Origin of the sequence: Rhizobium sp. BK399 (genome assembly GCF_014194695.1) — a bacterium.
In the GTDB taxonomy this organism is placed as follows: domain Bacteria; phylum Pseudomonadota; class Alphaproteobacteria; order Rhizobiales; family Rhizobiaceae; genus Rhizobium.
This window is the reverse complement of sequence record NZ_JACIAH010000009.1, coordinates 140,299-158,459: the sequence shown is the minus strand read 5'-3', so window position 1 is coordinate 158,459 and position 18,161 is coordinate 140,299. Positions and strand designations below refer to the sequence as shown.

At 57.2% G+C, this 18,161-nt stretch carries 16 protein-coding genes and 1 pseudogene; 14 read left to right on the top strand and 3 right to left on the bottom strand.

Features of this window, described 5'->3' with window-relative positions; genetic code table 11:
* Nucleotides 1–464: 464 nt before the first annotated feature.
* The 3 genes and pseudogenes from FHT97_RS19705 to FHT97_RS19695 all read left to right on the top strand — a co-directional run.
* A pseudogene (locus FHT97_RS19705) lies at nucleotides 465–725 on the top strand (amidohydrolase); the annotation flags it as partial.
* A 371-nt stretch (nucleotides 726–1,096) separates the two neighbouring features.
* On the top strand, nucleotides 1,097–1,933 hold the full coding sequence (locus FHT97_RS19700) for an alpha/beta hydrolase (RefSeq protein WP_183863979.1): 837 nt from the start codon (nucleotides 1,097–1,099) through the stop codon (nucleotides 1,931–1,933).
* 76 nt (nucleotides 1,934–2,009) lie between these two features.
* On the top strand, nucleotides 2,010–2,687 hold the full coding sequence (locus FHT97_RS19695; RefSeq protein WP_183756090.1) for a YoaK family protein: 678 nt from the start codon (nucleotides 2,010–2,012) through the stop codon (nucleotides 2,685–2,687).
* 87 nt (nucleotides 2,688–2,774) lie between these two features.
* Here the strand turns inward: FHT97_RS19695 and FHT97_RS19690 are convergent, their stop codons facing one another.
* Nucleotides 2,775–3,080: a BA14K family protein gene (locus FHT97_RS19690; protein WP_183863978.1), complete on the bottom strand. Its 306-nt coding sequence runs from the start codon at nucleotides 3,078–3,080 to the stop codon at nucleotides 2,775–2,777.
* Nucleotides 3,081–4,440: 1,360 nt separating this feature from the next.
* Nucleotides 4,441–4,977, bottom strand: a complete 537-nt coding sequence (locus FHT97_RS19685; protein ID WP_183863977.1) for a response regulator — start codon at nucleotides 4,975–4,977, stop codon at nucleotides 4,441–4,443.
* Between the two features lie 266 nt (nucleotides 4,978–5,243).
* Between FHT97_RS19685 and treZ the strand changes: the two genes are divergently transcribed.
* From treZ to FHT97_RS19635, 10 genes are all read left to right on the top strand, one after another.
* Nucleotides 5,244–7,019 carry a malto-oligosyltrehalose trehalohydrolase gene (gene treZ, locus FHT97_RS19680; RefSeq protein ID WP_183863976.1) on the top strand — a complete coding sequence of 592 codons (1,776 nt, stop codon included), beginning with the start codon at nucleotides 5,244–5,246 and terminating at the stop codon, nucleotides 7,017–7,019.
* Nucleotides 7,016–9,466 carry a malto-oligosyltrehalose synthase gene (gene treY / locus FHT97_RS19675; protein WP_183863975.1) on the top strand — a complete coding sequence of 817 codons (2,451 nt, stop codon included), beginning with the start codon at nucleotides 7,016–7,018 and terminating at the stop codon, nucleotides 9,464–9,466. The genes treZ and treY overlap by 4 nt, the downstream gene beginning before the upstream one ends.
* 213 nt (nucleotides 9,467–9,679) lie before the next feature.
* Nucleotides 9,680–9,826, top strand: a complete 147-nt coding sequence (locus tag FHT97_RS19670) for a DUF1127 domain-containing protein (protein ID WP_183756085.1) — start codon at nucleotides 9,680–9,682, stop codon at nucleotides 9,824–9,826.
* A gap of 272 nt (nucleotides 9,827–10,098) precedes the next feature.
* Nucleotides 10,099–11,097, top strand: a complete 999-nt coding sequence (locus tag FHT97_RS19665) for a PHB depolymerase family esterase (protein ID WP_183863974.1) — start codon at nucleotides 10,099–10,101, stop codon at nucleotides 11,095–11,097.
* 165 nt (nucleotides 11,098–11,262) lie between these two features.
* Nucleotides 11,263–11,745: a peptide-methionine (R)-S-oxide reductase MsrB gene (gene msrB, locus FHT97_RS19660; protein ID WP_183756083.1), complete on the top strand. Its 483-nt coding sequence runs from the start codon at nucleotides 11,263–11,265 to the stop codon at nucleotides 11,743–11,745.
* Nucleotides 11,746–11,970: 225 nt separating this feature from the next.
* Nucleotides 11,971–12,636: a peptide-methionine (S)-S-oxide reductase MsrA gene (msrA, locus tag FHT97_RS19655; RefSeq protein ID WP_183864009.1), complete on the top strand. Its 666-nt coding sequence runs from the start codon at nucleotides 11,971–11,973 to the stop codon at nucleotides 12,634–12,636.
* Nucleotides 12,637–12,845: 209 nt separating this feature from the next.
* Nucleotides 12,846–14,486 (top strand): phosphoethanolamine--lipid A transferase, encoded by a 1,641-nt coding sequence (locus FHT97_RS19650; RefSeq protein ID WP_259129607.1) that lies wholly within the window; start codon nucleotides 12,846–12,848, stop codon nucleotides 14,484–14,486.
* Nucleotides 14,487–14,532: 46 nt separating this feature from the next.
* Nucleotides 14,533–14,886 (top strand): response regulator, encoded by a 354-nt coding sequence (locus tag FHT97_RS19645; protein ID WP_183863972.1) that lies wholly within the window; start codon nucleotides 14,533–14,535, stop codon nucleotides 14,884–14,886.
* A gap of 232 nt (nucleotides 14,887–15,118) precedes the next feature.
* Nucleotides 15,119–15,880: a carboxy-S-adenosyl-L-methionine synthase CmoA gene (cmoA, locus tag FHT97_RS19640; protein WP_183756080.1), complete on the top strand. Its 762-nt coding sequence runs from the start codon at nucleotides 15,119–15,121 to the stop codon at nucleotides 15,878–15,880.
* Nucleotides 15,881–15,892: 12 nt separating this feature from the next.
* Nucleotides 15,893–16,642, top strand: a complete 750-nt coding sequence (locus FHT97_RS19635; protein WP_183756079.1) for an isoprenylcysteine carboxylmethyltransferase family protein — start codon at nucleotides 15,893–15,895, stop codon at nucleotides 16,640–16,642.
* Between the two features lie 70 nt (nucleotides 16,643–16,712).
* Here FHT97_RS19635 and FHT97_RS19630 read toward each other — a convergent pair whose 3' ends face one another.
* Nucleotides 16,713–17,237, bottom strand: coding sequence for a dual specificity protein phosphatase family protein (locus FHT97_RS19630; RefSeq protein ID WP_210280941.1), 525 nt, complete (start codon nucleotides 17,235–17,237; stop codon nucleotides 16,713–16,715).
* Nucleotides 17,238–17,490: 253 nt separating this feature from the next.
* Between FHT97_RS19630 and FHT97_RS19625 the strand changes: the two genes are divergently transcribed.
* Nucleotides 17,491–18,153 (top strand): HAMP domain-containing sensor histidine kinase, encoded by a 663-nt coding sequence (locus FHT97_RS19625; RefSeq protein ID WP_210280940.1) that lies wholly within the window; start codon nucleotides 17,491–17,493, stop codon nucleotides 18,151–18,153.
* The last annotated feature ends 8 nt before the right edge of the window (nucleotides 18,154–18,161 follow it).

The following is an 18,161-nucleotide window of genomic DNA, read 5'->3' as shown; positions in this document are numbered from 1 at the left end:
AGCCAAAGCCCGACAGGAAGGCAAGGCCACCATTCGGCGTAGCGATGTCTGTCCTTTGGTACAGTCTATTACCCTCGCAGCAGCCAAATCCCGCCATCAACCTGGCCAAGCGGAAGCATAGGTGCCAAAGGCTTTCAGCCGTACGGCATGATCGCTACCTGTTTATGGCGGAGCATGGAGAATTTCAAAAAGATGTCGGATCCGTGCCGTCAACGATGACTGTGTGTCGACTCCGGGGACATGCCTTCGTTGAAAAGATGCTTATCGGTTTCGATGCGCCGCGACAGCAGGAGGCCAAGTTCATCGGCCAGGGGACGCGCTCCTGCATCACGCTCGCAAGCTGGCGCGACCCGAAGAGGATTACCAGTTATAAACTTGCCAGGACCGGCAAATGTCAGGCGCGAATGGTCGAGTTCTCGTGTGCCCCGTCGCGCCCGCATCCCTTGCGAACGCTGCGTCGGGCGTCGAATGACTTCCTTGACGAGATCCCGCCAGCCATGCCTGATTTGTTGCCCGTTCGCGGGTTCGGAGGCTACGCGGCCTGGGGAGAGCCAGATGGTGCAGGGAGGAAATCACTCAGAGAGACTACAATTGCTTCCTGTGGCTGCGCCAGCAATTGCGGCGTCCATGGCCATGACCATGCCGGCGCATGGACCGCAAAACTTCCGATAGCTGATCTGAAGGGTTTCTTTGGCGCCCTCGGCTGCTCTTGCTGGGCTGTCTAGCTCGAGGCGATACGCGGATAAAGGGCTGCTTGCGGTCTTTGTTCGGGACACGGCGCCGGCCGGGCGCCTTGCCGCCTTGCTGTTGCACATTCGGAACCTCACGCGGCAGGGACCGGGCTTATTGCAAAAATGGCAATGAAATATGAATTATTCTTGCAATTGTATGATCAACCTTTTCCGGCCATTCTTCCTCCACCAAAACGACGAGAGCCGCCTGTCATGCCGCTCGGGAAAGCATAGTAGGAGAAGGAGAAGCGACCGCAGCAATTTCGATACCGGCCCTCTCGCAACGGGGGACCGACCATTTCCAGCCCCTCCAGATTTCAACCTCTACTTCACCGAATTCCACTTTAAACGAAGGAAACAAGACAATGGGCTTTATCACCACGAAAGACGGCACCGAGATTTTCTACAGGGACTGGGGCGCAAAGGATGCGCAGCCGATCATGTTCCATCACGGCTGGCCGTTGTCATCAGACGACTGGGACGCGCAGATGTTGTTCTTCCTGTCAAATGGCTACCGTGTCATCGCTCACGACCGTCGCGGTCACGGCCGGTCTGGCCAGGTCGCCGATGGCCATGACATGGATCATTACGCCTCGGACGCATTCGCAGTTGTTGAAGCGCTCGATCTTAAAAATGTCGTTCACATCGGTCATTCGACAGGCGGCGGCGAGGTCGCTCGCTACGTGGCCAAATACGGAGAACCCGCTGGCCGCGTTGCCAAGGCGGTCCTGGTTTCGGCGGTACCGCCGTTGATGCTGAAGACTGAAGCCAATCCGGAGGGATTGCCGATCGAGGTCTTCGACGGCTTCCGTGCCGCTCTTGCCTCAAACCGCGCCCAGTTCTTCCGTGATGTACCGGCCGGACCGTTTTATGGTTTCAATCGCGACGGTGCCAAGGTGCAGGAAGGCATCATCCAGAACTGGTGGCGTCAGGGAATGATGGGTGGCGCCAAGGCGCACTATGACGGGATCAAGGCCTTCTCGGAAACCGACCAGACCGCTGACCTCACGGCAATTTCGGTCCCAACCCTTGTCCTGCATGGCGAGGACGATCAGATCGTTCCGATTGCAGACTCCGCTTTGAAAGCCGCGAAGCTTTTGAAAAATGCCACGCTCAAGACCTATCCTGGCCTTTCTCACGGCATGCTGACTGTCAACGCCGATGTGCTGAACGCCGACCTTCTTGCCTTCGTAAAGGCCTGACCAAGGCTCCCTGATCTGCCGACGACGCGTTGGCAGACCAGTCTCCCGAACAGACTTAAACGGATTGGATAGACAGATGAAGTTCCCGGCTCTTCCGCTGCTCCTGAGTTTCAATGGCGGTTATGTCGACACACTCGGCTTTCTCGCGCTTTCGGGCCTGTTCACCGCACATGTTACCGGCAACTTCGTAACCTTTGGCGCGACCCTTGCCCTCGGCACGGCTGGTGCACTTCCAAAGCTGCTGGCATTGCCGGTCTTTTGTGTCGTGGTATTCTTGACGCGCTGGGCAGGCCTTTGCCTCGAACGTCGGAATTTGCCGGTGCTCAGACCGCTTCTGTTCATAAAGTTGCTCTTGCTGTCGGCGGTTGCTGCTTACGCACTTTGGCATGGTCCTTTCGCAGTAGCCGAGAGTGATGTGATGCTCGGGGTTGGCATGACGCTTGTTGCCGCAATGGCAATCCAGAACGCTGTCCACAGAGTTCATCTTCCCAAGGCACCGCCTTCGACGCTCATGACTGGAACGACGACGCAGATCATGCTCGATCTGGCCGATATCATGGCAGGAGAGAAAGGCGAGCAGAGCGCGGCAGCGTCCGCTCGAATCAAGCGCATGGTTGTCGCAGTGATTGCGTTTGCAGCCGGCTGTGGACTTGGCGCACTTGCTTTCGTTGTTGCACCAGCAGCCGCATTTGTCCTGCCCGCAATCATCGCCGCACTCGGACTGTTCTCGAACGCCGCCGCAACCGAGGCGTAGAAAAAAGGCGGGGAGGGGAGGGCATAATCTGCCGGGTGCCGACCACGCGATCAGCAATTCGGTCAACGGCATGGATGGTTTAAGCCGTCAATACGGAGAGCGACATTCGGCTCTGGCCCCCTCGGGCATTTCGTAGGTGTTATCGGTTGCATGGTAGGACGGATAACGTCTGGCGCACCACCTGACGTGGGCGATTTCCTTGCTTGAAAGCAGAAAGCTGTCGCGAGGTTCTCTCTGACCGCTGGAGGCAAAAGCCGACAAAGTGTCTTGGTCATCGGATTTGACCTGCGTTGCTGGAGCAATGACGCTAAGAGCCTGCGCCGGTAGCAGCGATGATACATAAAGCCCGCAAGTAACGCCGAGCACCGGCGCAAGTTTAATCGCCTTGAACATCGAGAAACCCCGTTTGATCGAGATCACGGCAACGAGTTCTCGATCGGTTTTGTTCCAGACACTTGCTTGAACGCTATGAAATCACGTCCGTTGTGACGTGCTTGGGCCTGGATTTATCGAATTCATCTGGCCGGCAATGCCCGGCTAAAGACTCAACCTTCGCGCAAGTCGGCATTGCAAGTCGATGATACCAACACGGCAGGATAATTATCAAGGATTGCGCCCTTTGGGTGTCGTGCACGTTGAGATTTATTGCCAAGGCTTTTTGAAACGGGCGAACGTGCTCGCATCCGTCTCTGTCGACCATAACCCCTCGACCTTTGTTGGCCAGGCTCGGGCCGACAAAAAGGGCCGTGTGGCTTTGAACTGGCACGGGCCGGCCCCGCTCATACTTCACTTTCACCTCGACCTTGCCTGGGAGGGAGAGGGCAACGACTTCTCGCCGTACCAGCTTGACCGACTGCGACTCACGCACTATTCCGCTCCCGCCGTGCTCTGACGTGATGAGGCGGTGCGGGAGGGTCCGGTCACCTGTGAAGACCGGGCCCTTGCCTGTCAGCTTACAGACAAACACGCATCCTGGTTCGATCTCAATTGGCACGACGAGCGCGTCAGGCCGGAGCCTGTCATTTTAATCAGCTGCCAGTAGGCGGTTATACGTCTATTGAGGTAAGTGCACGCATTGGCTGGTTGTGCTTATATGAGCTCGGCCCAGAACTGGCCTCTTCTGTCAACAGTGCTAAGGGTCCGCTCTAACACCCCTTGCGGACCCGCACTTTCTCCCCGCCCAATCTAAGTGATAAGCCACTCATCCAAACGACTGGATAACGTTTCCGCCGCAAACGGTTATGCTGTGGTGCGTCCTGAAATCCTCTGCGAGCAGGGCCGCACCGGACCCGACATGCCCCAGTCGGGGCCTTTGCAACTCTGTTTACAGCCAGGCCGCTGCACATGCCGCGGCCTCGGCTTTTTCAACCCCCACCACGGCTTGGTTCGTCGGGGTATCGGGAAACGCCCGCGATCCGGAAAGTCACCGTCTGTTCAAGTCCAAGAAAAAGGGACCCGTGAGGTCCACGCCTTTCAGTGCCGCCGCTGGAGCCTGGTCCAGAAAACGGGTTGGTAGACGGGTGTTAAGCCTTTTCCAGGGTCAGCCGCCCACGACGATCCACCACCCGTGGTGAGGCGCTGGCATTAAGTTTGCAAGCCTCCGCTGCCCCTCGCTTTGTGGGACGCAGGATCACACGCAAGGCGGAGTTCAATGCAGTCACTGCGTGTCGCCGGTCACGGCATCCTCTGTGCTATCGATAACGCTGTGACCAAGCAGACAGTCGCCAACCTCTTTGGGTTCGCCTTTCTGCGCTCATACGATCAGCTTCAGCAACTCCCGGCTCGGTGCAGGTTTGGCGATAAAGTGAACGCCGCTCTCCAGGTCCCGATGTGAGAGTTTTATGAGGCCTGACGTGACGATCAATTTCGTGGACGGCCATTTCGACCGGACGGTCTTGACAAGGCCGAGCCCATCCATCGTGCCAGGCATGTCGATATCGGTGAAGAGCGTGTTGACGCAGTTTGTCTTGAGAAGAACCAGGGCCTCGTCGGCGTTGGCGGCCTCCAGGACCCGGTATCCGGCCTGCTCGAGAACATCCACAGTCTCGAAGCGAAGAAAATGCTCGTCCTCGACCACAAGAATGCTCGAAGCGTCCGTGCCTCGCGAACGAGCTGACCGAACACGGCTCATCACCTCCTGTCCATCGGCTGACGCGCGCGTCTGCTCCAGGAGATCGCGCTCAAGAACCGCCTGCTGCCAGTGAGCCTGATCTTGCCACAAGGGTTTTTCTGCCTGCTCCCACAACGCGTAAGCCCGCGCCGCGATCCACTCTTCCCTGTTATCGTTCATGAGCGCGCCTCCAATCTTTACCGCGGATCCCGATCTAAAGCCGGGGCTGATCAACGCAGCTGTTTGACCGCGCTTCGAAACGACAAATCGGCGTCACAGTTCCTGGCCGAGGCAAATATTTTGTGCGTGCCATCCCGCAGAAATGGCCGGCGCTCGGAACCAATCCGCGGCAAGGACATTAGGTTGGCTCTGCCTGCGATGAGCTGAAGGGACATGTTGTCAATTGCGTGAATGATGGAGCGTCGCGGGGTCTCCAGGAGGCGGGATTGAGGGATTTCGATTTTGGTCCGTCCGTCCGGGGCGTCGGTTTGGTTGCCTTTCGGCTGTGGGCGCCACTGCAGGACGTTGTCCGGTTGAATGTGAAAGGAATGGATCGCTTCGAGATGGCGCGAAGGGCGGATGGTTGGCACGAATGCGAGGTTGCCAATGTTACGCCCGGATCGCTCTACTCGTTCATCCTGTCGGACGGACTTGCCGTCCCCGATCCGGCATCCCGGTTTCAGCCAGAAGACGTTCATGAGGCCAGTGAGGTGGTCGACCTCGCATCCTACGAGTGGATCACGAAGGGCTGGCACGGCCGACCTTGGGAAGAAATCGTACTTTATGAGCTTCACGTGGGAACGTTCACCGAAGAAGGAACTTTCCTTGCCGCGATCGATCGGCTCGACCATCTGAGAGAGCTCGGCGTCACCGCGATCCAGATCATGCCGGTTGGTGACTTCCCCGGCCGATGGGGATGGGGCTACGATGGGGTGCTGCCCTACGCTCCTGACAGCAACTATGGTCGGCCCGAGGAACTCCAGAAGCTCGTCGATGAAGCACATCGACGCGGGCTCGCAGTCTTTCTTGATGTCGTCTACAACCATTTTGGCCCCGACGGGAACTACCAGGGTGCCTATGCGCCACTGTTCACGGACCATCACCAAACCCCTTGGGGCAATGGCATCAATTATGATGGAGAACAATCGCGGCTGATCAGGGAGTTCGTAATTCAGAATGCAATCTACTGGATCACCTGCTTCAAGCTCGATGGTCTTCGCCTAGACGCCGTCCATGCGATTAAGGACCATTCCGAAGAACACATTCTTGCGGAGTTGGCGCGGCGGGTCCGATTGGCCGCCGGCGAGCGACATATCCACCTGATTGGGGAGAACGAGAGCAATGACAGCGATCTTCTGACACGCGATACTGACGGGCGGGCGTTAATCTTCACCGCGCAATGGAACGACGACATTCATCACGTTCTGCATTCTGCAGCGACCGGTGAAGTGTCCGGCTATTATGCGGATTTCGCCGACGATCTGGAAAAGCTCGGCAGGGCGATCGCAGAAGGCTTTGTCTATCAGGGCGAGTACATGTCCTATCACAGGGCAGCGAGAGGCAAATCCGCGTTGGGGTTACCCCCCACCGCCTTCGTCTCGTTCATTCAAAATCACGATCAGATTGGCAACCGGGCCTTGGGTGACAGACGGATCGCCTCGCTTCCTGCCGATGCGCTCAAGGCCATCGCCGCAATCTATCTCGTTGCTCCGCAAATACCGATGCTTTTCATGGGCGAGGAATGGCGCGCGGTGGAGCCATTCCCCTACTTTTGCGACTTCAATGACGACTTGAATGAGAAAGTCAGGGTTGGGCGCAGACACGAGCTTTCCAGGCTTCCCGGATTTGATGTCGACGACCTTCCGGATCCGACAGCGGAAGCCTCCTTCAGGTCAGCAAAGCTCGATTGGTTGACGGCTTGCATGCCGGCATCCATCGGGTGGCTTGAGTTCTACAAGGGAGCACTCAAGGCAAGGCGCGAGCATGTCATCCCGCGTCTGACGATGATTTCGAAAAACGGGACCTTCCTGAGATTGCCTGGCGATGCACTGTGCGTCGAATGGCGCGTGTCGGACGGGGAAATATTAAAGCTCCTCTGCAATCTGACCGATGAAAGGGTGTCGCTGGGCGATGTCGGACGGGACCCACCCTTCTTTTCAACCGGATCGATGACACGCGGCGCACTCGCGCCCTGGTCCGTACTCTGGAGCATCAGTCAATGATTGTTCCGACGTCGACCTACCGCATACAGTTTCGCAACGGGATGACGTTTGACCGGGTGGTCGAGGCGTTGCCTTATCTACGCGATCTTGGCGTAAGCCATCTCTACGCATCGCCGATCTTCACCGCGACGAAAGGATCGTCCCACGGCTACGACGTGACGAACTGCAACGAGCTCGATCCCGATCTTGGCGGGAGGCAGGGCTTCGAACGGCTATCGGAGGCCCTGAAACACCATGGTATTGGTCTCATCCTTGATATCGTTCCCAACCATATGGCCGCGTCGGTGGAAAACCCATGGTGGGCGCATGTCCTCAAATTCGGAGAGAGTAGCCGTTTTAGCGATTATTTCGATATCGACTGGAGCGAGCCGCTCACCCTTCCAATTCTCGGCAAAACGTTCGACGACACACTCGCTGACGGAGAGCTTGAGCTGCAGCGGGATCAATCGACCGGCGACTGGAACCTCGCCTATTTTGATACTCGCCTGCCGCTCAATCCGGCAAGCGTCGTCTCCGTTCCCAACCCTGCTGACCCTGCCGAGATCGCAGCCGTTCACAACGCCCAGGCCTGGCGGTTGATCCATTGGAAGGAGGCAGCCTCGCACCTCAGCTACCGCCGGTTCTTCGAGGTGACAGGTCTCGTCGGGCTGCGCGTGGAGGCCGACCATGTGTTCGACGCCAGCCACGCCCTTATCCTCGACCTCGTCCGTTCTGGTAAGGTTCAGGGTCTGCGGCTTGATCATATCGACGGACTGACCGATCCGACCTCATACCTTCACCGGCTTCGAAAGAAGATAGGGGCCGATGTCTTCGTCGTGGTGGAAAAAATCCTCGAAAAGGGGGAGAGCCTGCCCCGGAACTGGCCAGTCCAGGGAACGACTGGCTACGAATTCATCGCGGCTCTTTCAAACCTCTTCATCGATCCGGAGGGGGTGCGTTCGGTTGGTGAGACCTACGCCACCATTGCCTCCGCGCCTTCGAACTACCAGCAGGATCTGCGCGAGGCCAAACGCCTGATGGTCGAGCACAATTTCAAAGGCGAAATGCAGAGATTGATAGGGCTCGCAAGCGGCGCGCGCACCGACCTGTCGGAAGCGGCGATTGGGGAGGCCATCAAGGAAATCCTGGTGGCATTTCGGGTCTATCGCACATACGGGCAAGAGGGCGCTCTCGATGAAGAGGATGCGATCGTCCTCCGAAAAGTCCTTGTCGAAGCAGCGCCACATCAAGAACAAAGAGATGCCCTGGATTGGGTCGGATCCGTGCTCCGCGACGGAAGCCAACCGGAGTTCCGTGCCCGTTTGCAGCAGTTAAGCGGCCCGATCATGGCCAAGGCTGTCGAAGACACCCTCTTCTACAGGTTCACCCTGCTTCTCGCGGCCAACGAGGTCGGGGGTGATCCGAGTTCCGTTCCAGGGGGGATCGAGGCGTTCCACGACCTGATGATGGAGAGGCAAAAGAGGCAACCAAAAGGATTGTCGGCGACCTCCACCCACGACACCAAAAGAGGCGAGGATGCACGCGCTCTGTTGTATACGCTGAGCGAAGCGCCCGTTGACTGGACAATCGCCTTCGCGCGCTGGCGCAGCTTGAACGCCAGGTATCTGACCGATCTTTCCGGCAAGACCGTGCCAGAGCCTGATGTCGAATGGATGCTCTATCAGGCTCTGGCCGGAATCTGGCCAGACTCTGACCGTGCTGACGACATCACGCGGCGATTCACCGCGTACGCCGAGAAGGCCGTCCGGGAGGCAAAGCTCACCACAAGTTGGACCGATGTGGACGAAGCCTACGAAGATGCCGTCAAGACTTACGCCGAGGCCCTGACATCGGCCGAAAATTCGGCTTTCCGGCAGGATCTTGTGGCGACGATCGGTCCGTTCGTCGCGGCAGGCGCCGTGAATTCCTTGTCCCAGACCCTTATAAAGCTTACCGCGCCGGGTATTCCCGACATCTACCAGGGAAGCGAGGCGTCCGACTTCAGCCTTGTCGATCCTGATAACAGGCGCCCGGCCGACTTTAAACGGCTGGCCGGGGCGGTCTACCAGGACGGTCGCAAAGATTGCGGCAACGAATTTCAACGTCGAAAGCAGCACATGATCAGAACGGTCCTGCAGTTGCGACGAGCTCATCCGCGCCTTTTCGAACGAGGCAACTACCTGCCAATCAGCGCAAAAGGTTGTCGTGCCAGGAATATTGTCACCTATGCCCGGTCTCTTGGAAATCTTACGCTCATCGTCGTCGCACCCCGTCTGATGCTGGGGCATGTCACGACGAGGGCCTTCAGCGCTGGTCCCGACTTCTGGGACGATACGGTTCTCGAGCTGTCATCGATCAACGGCAAACTGACCGAGCTCCTGACTGGACGAGATTTTTCTCGAGAATGCCTCTACCTCAGGGAATTGCTTGAAAGCGAGCCGGTAGCCCTTCTGATGACAGGGCATTGACCACGTTTGGCCCAAAGGTGGACACAACGTCATGTGCGGAAAGGGAGGCGCGTGCCGAACGAGTAGCCAGGCGCTATGCACCTAAGGCAGGGCTGGGATCACCCCTTAGCGCTGCACATTCAGATCCAAGATCACTACATAAACTTCAACAAAGCGAACGAAGCGCCACGGACTGGCAGCTGAGCTTTGAAAGCCCAGGAAAGGGGAGTCATTATGAACGTAGCACGCTCTTTCAACAATTGGCGCAAGTACCAGCAGACGGTCTCAGAGCTCGGCCGCATGAGCAATCGCGAACTGCACGATCTCGGTATCGATCGCGCCGAAATTCGTAGCGTTGCCAAGGCAGCCTCGGGCCGTTAATCGGCGCCATCCAGACTTGGAATTTGAAAGCGCTCGTCACATCGTGACGGGCGTTTTTTTCATCTTTGTCTCCCGGGAGAAGCCATCAACCGTGCGCCTGGTCCCCTCCCCATTCCCCCTGCCTCAGTGTTGAGCAGGTATCGGCAGCCTGCGAGGTTTTTTCTCCTGCCGCTTGGATAGCGGTCATCGTCGCCTAGTTAAACTGGCGCATTGTCTATCGATGGCGGCGTGCCGCGGGAGAAGCGTCGAGGACGTCAAAACGGGGCCCGCCAATGACGTTGAAACTCTCCAGGTCACTCTCACGACTCCTGAAAAATCGCAAGAAGGTCCGGCGCCTCTTCGAGACGTCGTTCTTTCGCATACCCAAACAGCCGACCACACGTCGGCGCCGACCGGCAAGTCCAAAGCCCGTGCTCACTGAAGTAACGGATTTCGGCTCAAACCCCGGCCGCCTGAAAATGAAGCTGTTCGTGCCCAGAAGGCATCCCCCAAAGCCGGCGCTCGTCTTGTTCCTTCACGGCTGCCGACAGACACCGGAGAGCCTCGACCTTGCGAGCGGCTTTTCAAAGCTTGCAGCCCAGCGCGGTTTTATCCTTCTCTATCCCGAGCAGAGAGAAGCGAACAACCCGCAGCGTTGCTTCAACTGGTTTCGGCCGAGCGCCATCGCCCGTGACCGGGGCGAACTGATGTCGATCAGGCAAATGATCAATCATGCTGTCAGGCAATACCAAGTCGATCGCGCCCGCGTTTATGTGGCGGGACTTTCGGCCGGTGGTGCGATGACATCGGCTCTCCTTGTCACCTACCCTGATCTGTTCGCTGGCGGGGCGATCTTTGCCGGCATGCCCTATGGGGCGGCACGCGATGCAATTTCGGCGCTTCGAACGATGAAATCCGGTCATTCGCGCTCGCCTCGCGAATGGGGCGATCTGGCACGCACGATCTCCCCGGAGCGGAAGACGTGGCCGCCCATATCGATCTGGCAGGGGAGCGGCGATCGTACGGTCCATCCGGACAACGCTGTCGCAGCCGCCTCACAGTGGCTGGATATCGTTGGCATCGAAGTGGCAACGGCAAAGCAATTGCACAAGCCCTGGGGGCACGTGGTGCGATGGGATGGGTTCCACAAGGGGCAGGTGTCGTTCTATTCGCTCAGAGGCTTCGGACACGGGCTACCGGTCAAAAGCCCTCTGAAATCGGACCCGTTCGTCATCGAAGCTGGTATTTCGGGACCGCTCGAGCTTTTGAAACTTTGGAATCTGCGAAGATAGGCCTGTTGTCGTGGATGCCGGTGTTGCTCGTCCTGAACAGATCGGGAAAAAGGCGGTTTCACTTTTCAGTGTTGCCACTTCCATGTGTGCAACAAAAGGCAGATCTTCCGATACCGCAGCCCGAACACGTCGGACGCGGGTCAGGGAACCGAGGAGGAGAACAAGATGGTGGGCAGGCGTCAAGTTCTGATCGGCGCTGCACTGGGCGCGTTTGGGCTTTGCTTCGGAAGGCAGTCTGCGGTCGCCCGCGAGACCTTCGCCATATCGCATAGTGATGCCGAGTGGAGGAAGCTACTCACCCCGGATCAGTACACCGTCCTCAGGAGGGAAGGCACGGAGCGTCCTTTCTCGAGTGCATTGTTGAAGGAGCATAGAAAAGGCAATTTCGCTTGCGCGGGTTGCGACCAGAATGCCTTTTCGTCCACCACGAAATTTGACAGTGGGACAGGATGGCCGAGCTTCTGGGCGCCGCTCAAGGACGCGGTTGGGACCTCCACGGATGCGACACTTGGAATGGTGCGTACGGAAGTCCATTGCAGTCGTTGCGGCGGCCATCTCGGACATGTCTTCGATGATGGTCCAAAGCCTACCGGCCATCGGTATTGCATGAACGGCGTCGCCATGAAATTCCATCCACTCGCGGGCTGACAGGTCAGGGGTATTCGCATGATTCCGTTTCCGCTCGGCGACATCCTGACCCGGTCGGGCCCGACCGGCCCTCACGCGAAGGCGGCACCGATCAGCGACCATGCACTCGACATCACGTTCCCGAACCTTGGCGTCAGGCCTACCTGTTCCCATCAGACTAAGGAGATCGAAATGACGCGTCATGGGGGTCTTTTGAGACAAGTGGCTCTCGTGCCAACCCTGGCCATGGCGGTTGCAGCCGGGTCTGCGTTTCAAATCGCCGTCCTCGCCGCGGAAGAGGCTCATGCCATTCCAGCACCGCTTCAGGATATGGCGTCCCAACAAAAGCTTGAGACCGCCGTCCTTGCCGGTGGCTGCTTCTGGGGAGTGCAGGGGGTCTTCCAGCATGTTGACGGTGTCGTCAGTGCAACGTCGGGCTACGCTGGTGGTGGCAGGTCGACGGCTCAATACGAAGCGGTCGGCACCGGAACGACAGGCCATGCCGAGTCAGTTCGCATAGTCTTTGATCCGAAGAAGGTGAGCTACGGCCATCTGCTCCAGATCTATTTTTCAGTCGCACACGATCCGACGGAGCTCAATCGGCAAGGTCCTGACACGGGGACCCAATACCGCTCGGCAATCTTTCCCACGAACGACATGCAGGCAAAAGTTGCGAGGGCCTATATCGGCCAACTCAATCAGGCGAAGGTTTACAATGAGGCGATCGTCACGACAATTGAACCTGGGAAGGCGTTCTACCCGGCAGAAGACTACCATCAGAACTTTCTGACGAACAATCCGACGTATCCGTATATCGTCGTCAACGACCTGCCGAAGATCGAAAGCCTGAAACGGCTTTTCCCAAACGACTACCGGCCGGAAGCGGTGCGGGTATCGGTCGTTGGCCGGTGAGCGGTTCGATTGAATGGCGATCGCCTGGGAAGGGAGGACGATGACCCGTTGGTGTTGGTCCGCACGGCAGATTCGGGCGTGGTTCGACGCAATGTCTTGACAGAATCGACGTCCGGCCGGCGATGAATCTGGACGCCCTTCATTCTCGTCGCTTCAGGTTGGTGTCAGCAATCCTCTTCAAAAGGCCCGTTTGCGTTGGAGAAGTGAAAGTGAAGAACGAGCCCGCAAACGTGAGCGTGCCACGGCCCGTTATCGGCAGCATTCCGCTTTGCATTTTTGTATCTATCTATATTCTTGTCTTCTGCAACAACACGTTTTGGCAGAAGGCCAACGACTATCTCGGAAGTGGGACTGGTCCCCTGTGGGCGCTATATCTTGCAATGGTGGCTCTCTGCGTTGCCGCGATCACTCCCTTCTCGATGAAATACCTCATAAAGCCGTTCCTGATTTTTCTTGTCATCGTCGCTGCCGTGGCAAGCCATTTCATAGACAGATTTGGCGTGGTCGTGGACACCGACATGATCCGCAATGCGATGGAGACAACGCCTGCGGAGGCACAGCACCTGATCACCCGCGACCTCGCCTTTCATCTTGCGATTTTCGGTGTCCTACCGTCCTTGATCATTGCGTGGACGAAGGTCGATCACCGACCGTTCGTCAGCAAGGTCGTATGGAACCTGGCAGCGATCGTGATTTCGCTCGGAATTGTCGCGGTTTGCGGCATCACCTACTCGAAAGAGTATAGTGCCGCTGTCAGAGAACGACGCGACATCACCAAAAGCCTCAATCCCGTTACACCGATCGTAAGCACGGCGCGCTATTTCCTCAGCGCCCGAAAGGAAGCATTGATTGTCGTCCAGCCTGTCGGGACCGACGCTGTTGTGAAACCGCCTCTGGCGCGCATCAACAAGCCGAGAGTGACGATTATTGTTGCTGGGGAGACTGCCCGTGCCGAAAACTTCTCACTCGGGGGTTATGGCCGAGAAACGAACCCGCAGCTCAAGGCACGCAAGGTCGTCTATTTCCCTGATACCGAGAGCTGCGGTACGGCTACCGCAACATCAATTCCCTGCATGTTCTCGCGGTTCACGCGGGCGGAATTCACGCACGCAAAGGCACGCGCCAACGAAAACCTACTCGACGTGCTCTCCCATGCCGGGGTCAACGTTGCCTGGTTCGATAACAACACGGGTAGCAAGGGCGTTGCGGACCGGGTCCTGTACGTTGACCTGGCGAGCTCAAAGGATCGGCGCTTCTGCAAGCAAGGTGAATGTCTGGATGCCATCTTGCTGGAGAAGCTCGACGACTGGCTGGATCACGTCCAAGGCGACAGCGTCCTGGTGCTCCACCAGTTGGGCAGTCACGGTCCTGCTTACTACCTTCGATACCCTGAACACATGGGCGGATTTATTCCGGACTGTCGAACGGCAGAACTCGGGCGGTGCTCGGAAGGCGAAATCACCAACGCCTATGACAATTCCATCCTCTATACCGACTATTTCCTCTCCGCCGTTATCGATCGCCTCAAGGCCCGGTCCAGCCAGATGGCGGCTGGCGTGATCTATATGTCAGACCATGGAGAATCCCTGGGTGAAAAGGGGCTCTATCTGCACGGTGCGCCGTACACTTTCGCTCCATCGCAGCAAACGCACGTGCCTTTCCTGACGTGGCTTGACGACGACTTCACGAAATCAATGGAGCTGGACACCGCCTGCCTTCGCAAGGAGGCAACTCGTCCAACCTCCCACGACAACCTCTTTCACAGCGTGCTTGGAATGATGAATGTGCAGACCTCGGTCTACCAGCGCGAGCTGGACGTGTTTTCACCGTGTAGGGGCGGGAATTCCTGATGGGCGAGACCGCCGACGATGAGAAGTGGATCAGGGGCCCCGGCCGGTGAATGTTCTTGTCGTCGAAGACAACGTAGAGATCGGGGATGCTGTTTCAGCTCATATGGTTGGCGAGGGACACACTGTCGATTGGTGCAGGAACCTGAAGGTAGCCTCCCGTAGGCTCGTATCAGCGAACTACGACCTGGTACTGCTTGATCTGCGTCTGCCGGATGGGAACGGACTTTCACTCCTCAGCGACATTCGGGCGGCAAACAATACGGTTCGCGTCATCATTATGACCGCACAAGACCAGTACAGTGATCGTCTGGCAGGAATAAAGGGAGGAGCGGACGACTTTCTCGTCAAACCCTTCGATCTCCGTGAACTTTCAGCTCGAATGAAGCTCATCCGCCACTAAGATGCTCTCGCGTGCTGAACGCGACTAGAATTCCGCACAGGTTGCTGACCGAGGAAGTCTCCTTTTTGGCCCATATTTGGCTGGATGAAGGACACCTTCGCCGCTTGTGAAGGCCCCCGGGGGCAGCCCGGTGTTCAGGTTCTCGTCAGGAACATATGGCCAAATCGCTATGCGCCGGGTGTGCCTTGGGGAACGAAGCCGCCCATTTACATTGCTGTGTATTGGAGCGGATATGACCGATCAGTCTAACCGACTTGTCCTGCATACGAATTTGCGTGACGAGGTTTTCGCCGACGAACGTGATGCGGTCGCAGACTTTTCATTCAACTCCACTGTCGCGAATGTTTTCGACGACATGGTCAGCCGCTCTGTACCGTTCTATGACGAGATGCAGCGAATGGTCTGCGAACTGGCAAAGGATTTCGCACAGCCTCAGTCCAATCTCTATGACATTGGCTGTTCGACAGCCACAACACTGCTTGCGCTGGATCATTTCGTTGACAATCAGGTGGATTTTGTCGGCATCGACAATGCCCCGGAGATGCTGAAGAAGGCCGCCGAGAAAATTGAAGCGTCGGGAACGAACCGTTCGATCGATTTGATCACCGGCGATCTCCATCGCGGTTTCTCCCTGGAGAATGCCAGCGTCGTGACCATGCTGCTGACATTGCAGTTCGTGCGACCGCTGTTTCGCGAACGTGTGATGAAGACCATCTACGACGGTATGAACGAACATGGTTGTCTGCTGCTCATCGAAAAGCTGACCAGCGAGGACACGACGTTCAACCGGCTCTTCATCGACCACTACTACGACTTCAAGCGGCGCAACGGATATTCGTCGATCGAGATCTCAAAGAAACGAGAAGCGCTGGAGAACGTGCTCATTCCCTATCGATTGGAGGAAAATATCCAGTTGCTCCGGGAGGTGGGCTTCAAGAGCACGGAGGTGTTCTTCCGTTGGTATAATTTCTGCGGCATCGTCGCGATCAAGTGAGAACCCATTGCCATGAAGTCCCTTATGCTGAAGATCGGAACGTTCTTCTTCAAATACCGAAACCAGGCATTTCCGCTGATTATTGTTGCCCTGTTCATCTCCACGCCGCCGACAACGACGGTGTTCGGAAGTGAAGCGCTCGAGGCGTGGAAGAATATCCTGGCGATTCTCGTCGTGCTTGCCGGATTGCTGTTGCGTGCAACAGTTATCGGATACGCATATATCAAACGGGGCGGCTTGAACAAGCGGGTCTACGCCAAGGATCTGGTCACAGAAGGCATGTTCGGGGTTTGCCGCAATCCATTGTATGTCGGGAATATGCTCGTCTATTCCGGGCTTTTCCTGTTTCACGGAAACCCAGTGGTCGTGGTTGTTGGATGCTTGCTTTTCGCCTTCATTTATCAGTGCATCATCCATGCCGAAGAGGAGTTCCTCGCCAACAAGTTCGGCGATGCCTATAGCGCCTATTGCCGTGACGTACCCCGATGGGCACTCAAGCTCAGTGCATTCTCGACATCGACGGATGGTATGAGCTTCAATATCAGGCGGGTCATCGCCAAAGACTATTCCACCATGTCCTCGACACTTATCGCGCTTCTGGCAACAGAGTTCTACCGGATCGCGGCGGACTCTATTTCAGACCAGGAACTGTCGTACGCGATTGCTCTCGTCGCTTTGTTCGTGGGGGTCATCGCTCTTACGGGGCTCGTCAGTTCCCTCAAGAAGCGTGGGGCTTTTGACAAGATGACCACCGCTCATTGAAGCGCTTTTGATTGAAATCTGGCCCGCGACAGAACCATGTCGCGGGACTGTCGTCGGTCCCTCCGCCCGATTAGCTGGAAGTTCGGGAGCTGTCTTCAAGATCCTCCCAGCTCTCATCCATTGCATATGCTGCGGAGAGGCGCGGGATGCCAACATGTCCGAAGTAGAAGGACAGCTGACGTTCAGCAGCTTCTTCATCCCGGCCTGCAATACGGGTGCTGTAAATCGCAGAGGCGAGACCCGTTCGATCCGCTCCTGCCTGGCAATGGACGAGGATTGGCTTCGGTAGCGAAGCCATCAGTTTCATAAGTTCATCAGCGCGATCCAGCGTCAGCACTTTCGATGCGGACATCGGGAAGTCCACATGTGTTACGCCCAGCCTCTCTGTGGTCCCCACCTCAGCTGCATACCAGCTGCCCTTATCACCCCGTGCCCTCAGATTGATGACCGTCTTGATTCCATAGTCCCGCACATAGGCTTCAAGCTGTTGCGGACTTGGCTGGGCTGATCGATAGAGTTCGCCATCGACAACCGTATGAAAGTTTTCTGACAGTTGCAGATAGGCAGGATACGCACCAGTCGCTATTCCGGTCAAAGCGAGGCATGCAGCGACGATGGCCGCCTTGCGCGTTGCAGTTGGCTCGCACTACGTTTCCGATGCACTCCTCGGCTGGTTGCTGGCCGTGATCGTGTTTATGGGAATGCTCATTGTCGAGAACCGGATCTCGGCGGGGTGGTCAAGCCGGTTGGCGTGATTTGTTGAGTTTTGGGCCTTTTCTTCGCGCACCAACGGCACCAATTCCCGTCGCTTTCAACGGACACAGATATCCAGGCTCGCAAGCCAGCTCTTGACCCTGTCGCGCGCGGAGCCGGGTAGCAGGCGGCTGCGCTGCGACGTCATTGACCTCGCAAAAGCGGCCGAAGACGTTCTCGGAGCCCAAGCCGAGGAAGCGCTTCGCCGCGGCATTGATATCGGATTGAAGGAAGCCAGTCCGATTAGGGTCGCAGGTGACGGCACGATGTTGGGAGAGATGCTTGTAAACCTCGTCGACAACGCAATCCGCTATACTCCCGTGGGCGGCAAGGTCAAGGTATCGGTGACCCGCCTCGACGGTAGGGCATTGTTTACCGTCGAGGACAATGGTCCCGGAATCCATCCGATGGAACGCAAGCACGTTTTCGAGCGATTTTACCGGGTCATGGGAACCCAGGAAGAGGGCGGCGGTCTGGGTCTCGCCATCGTGCGAGAAGTCATACAGGGAGCGGGAGGTACCGCGTATCTCAGCGATGCAGCCGGTGGTGGGCCTGTTGGTTACCCTGCGATTGCCGATCCTGGAGACGCTGTAAGGGCAAGAGAACGAATAGGGTGTCTCCCAGAAACCAGCCTTTGCGCCACGCGGCTGGCATGTAGCGAGCCTCCTCGGCAATGCAACCGTACGATAACGTACAAACAATTGCGCAGGCAGAACGTCGGACCAAAGTCCAGTTGTCGTTGGACTTCCTCGACCTAATCTTGTCA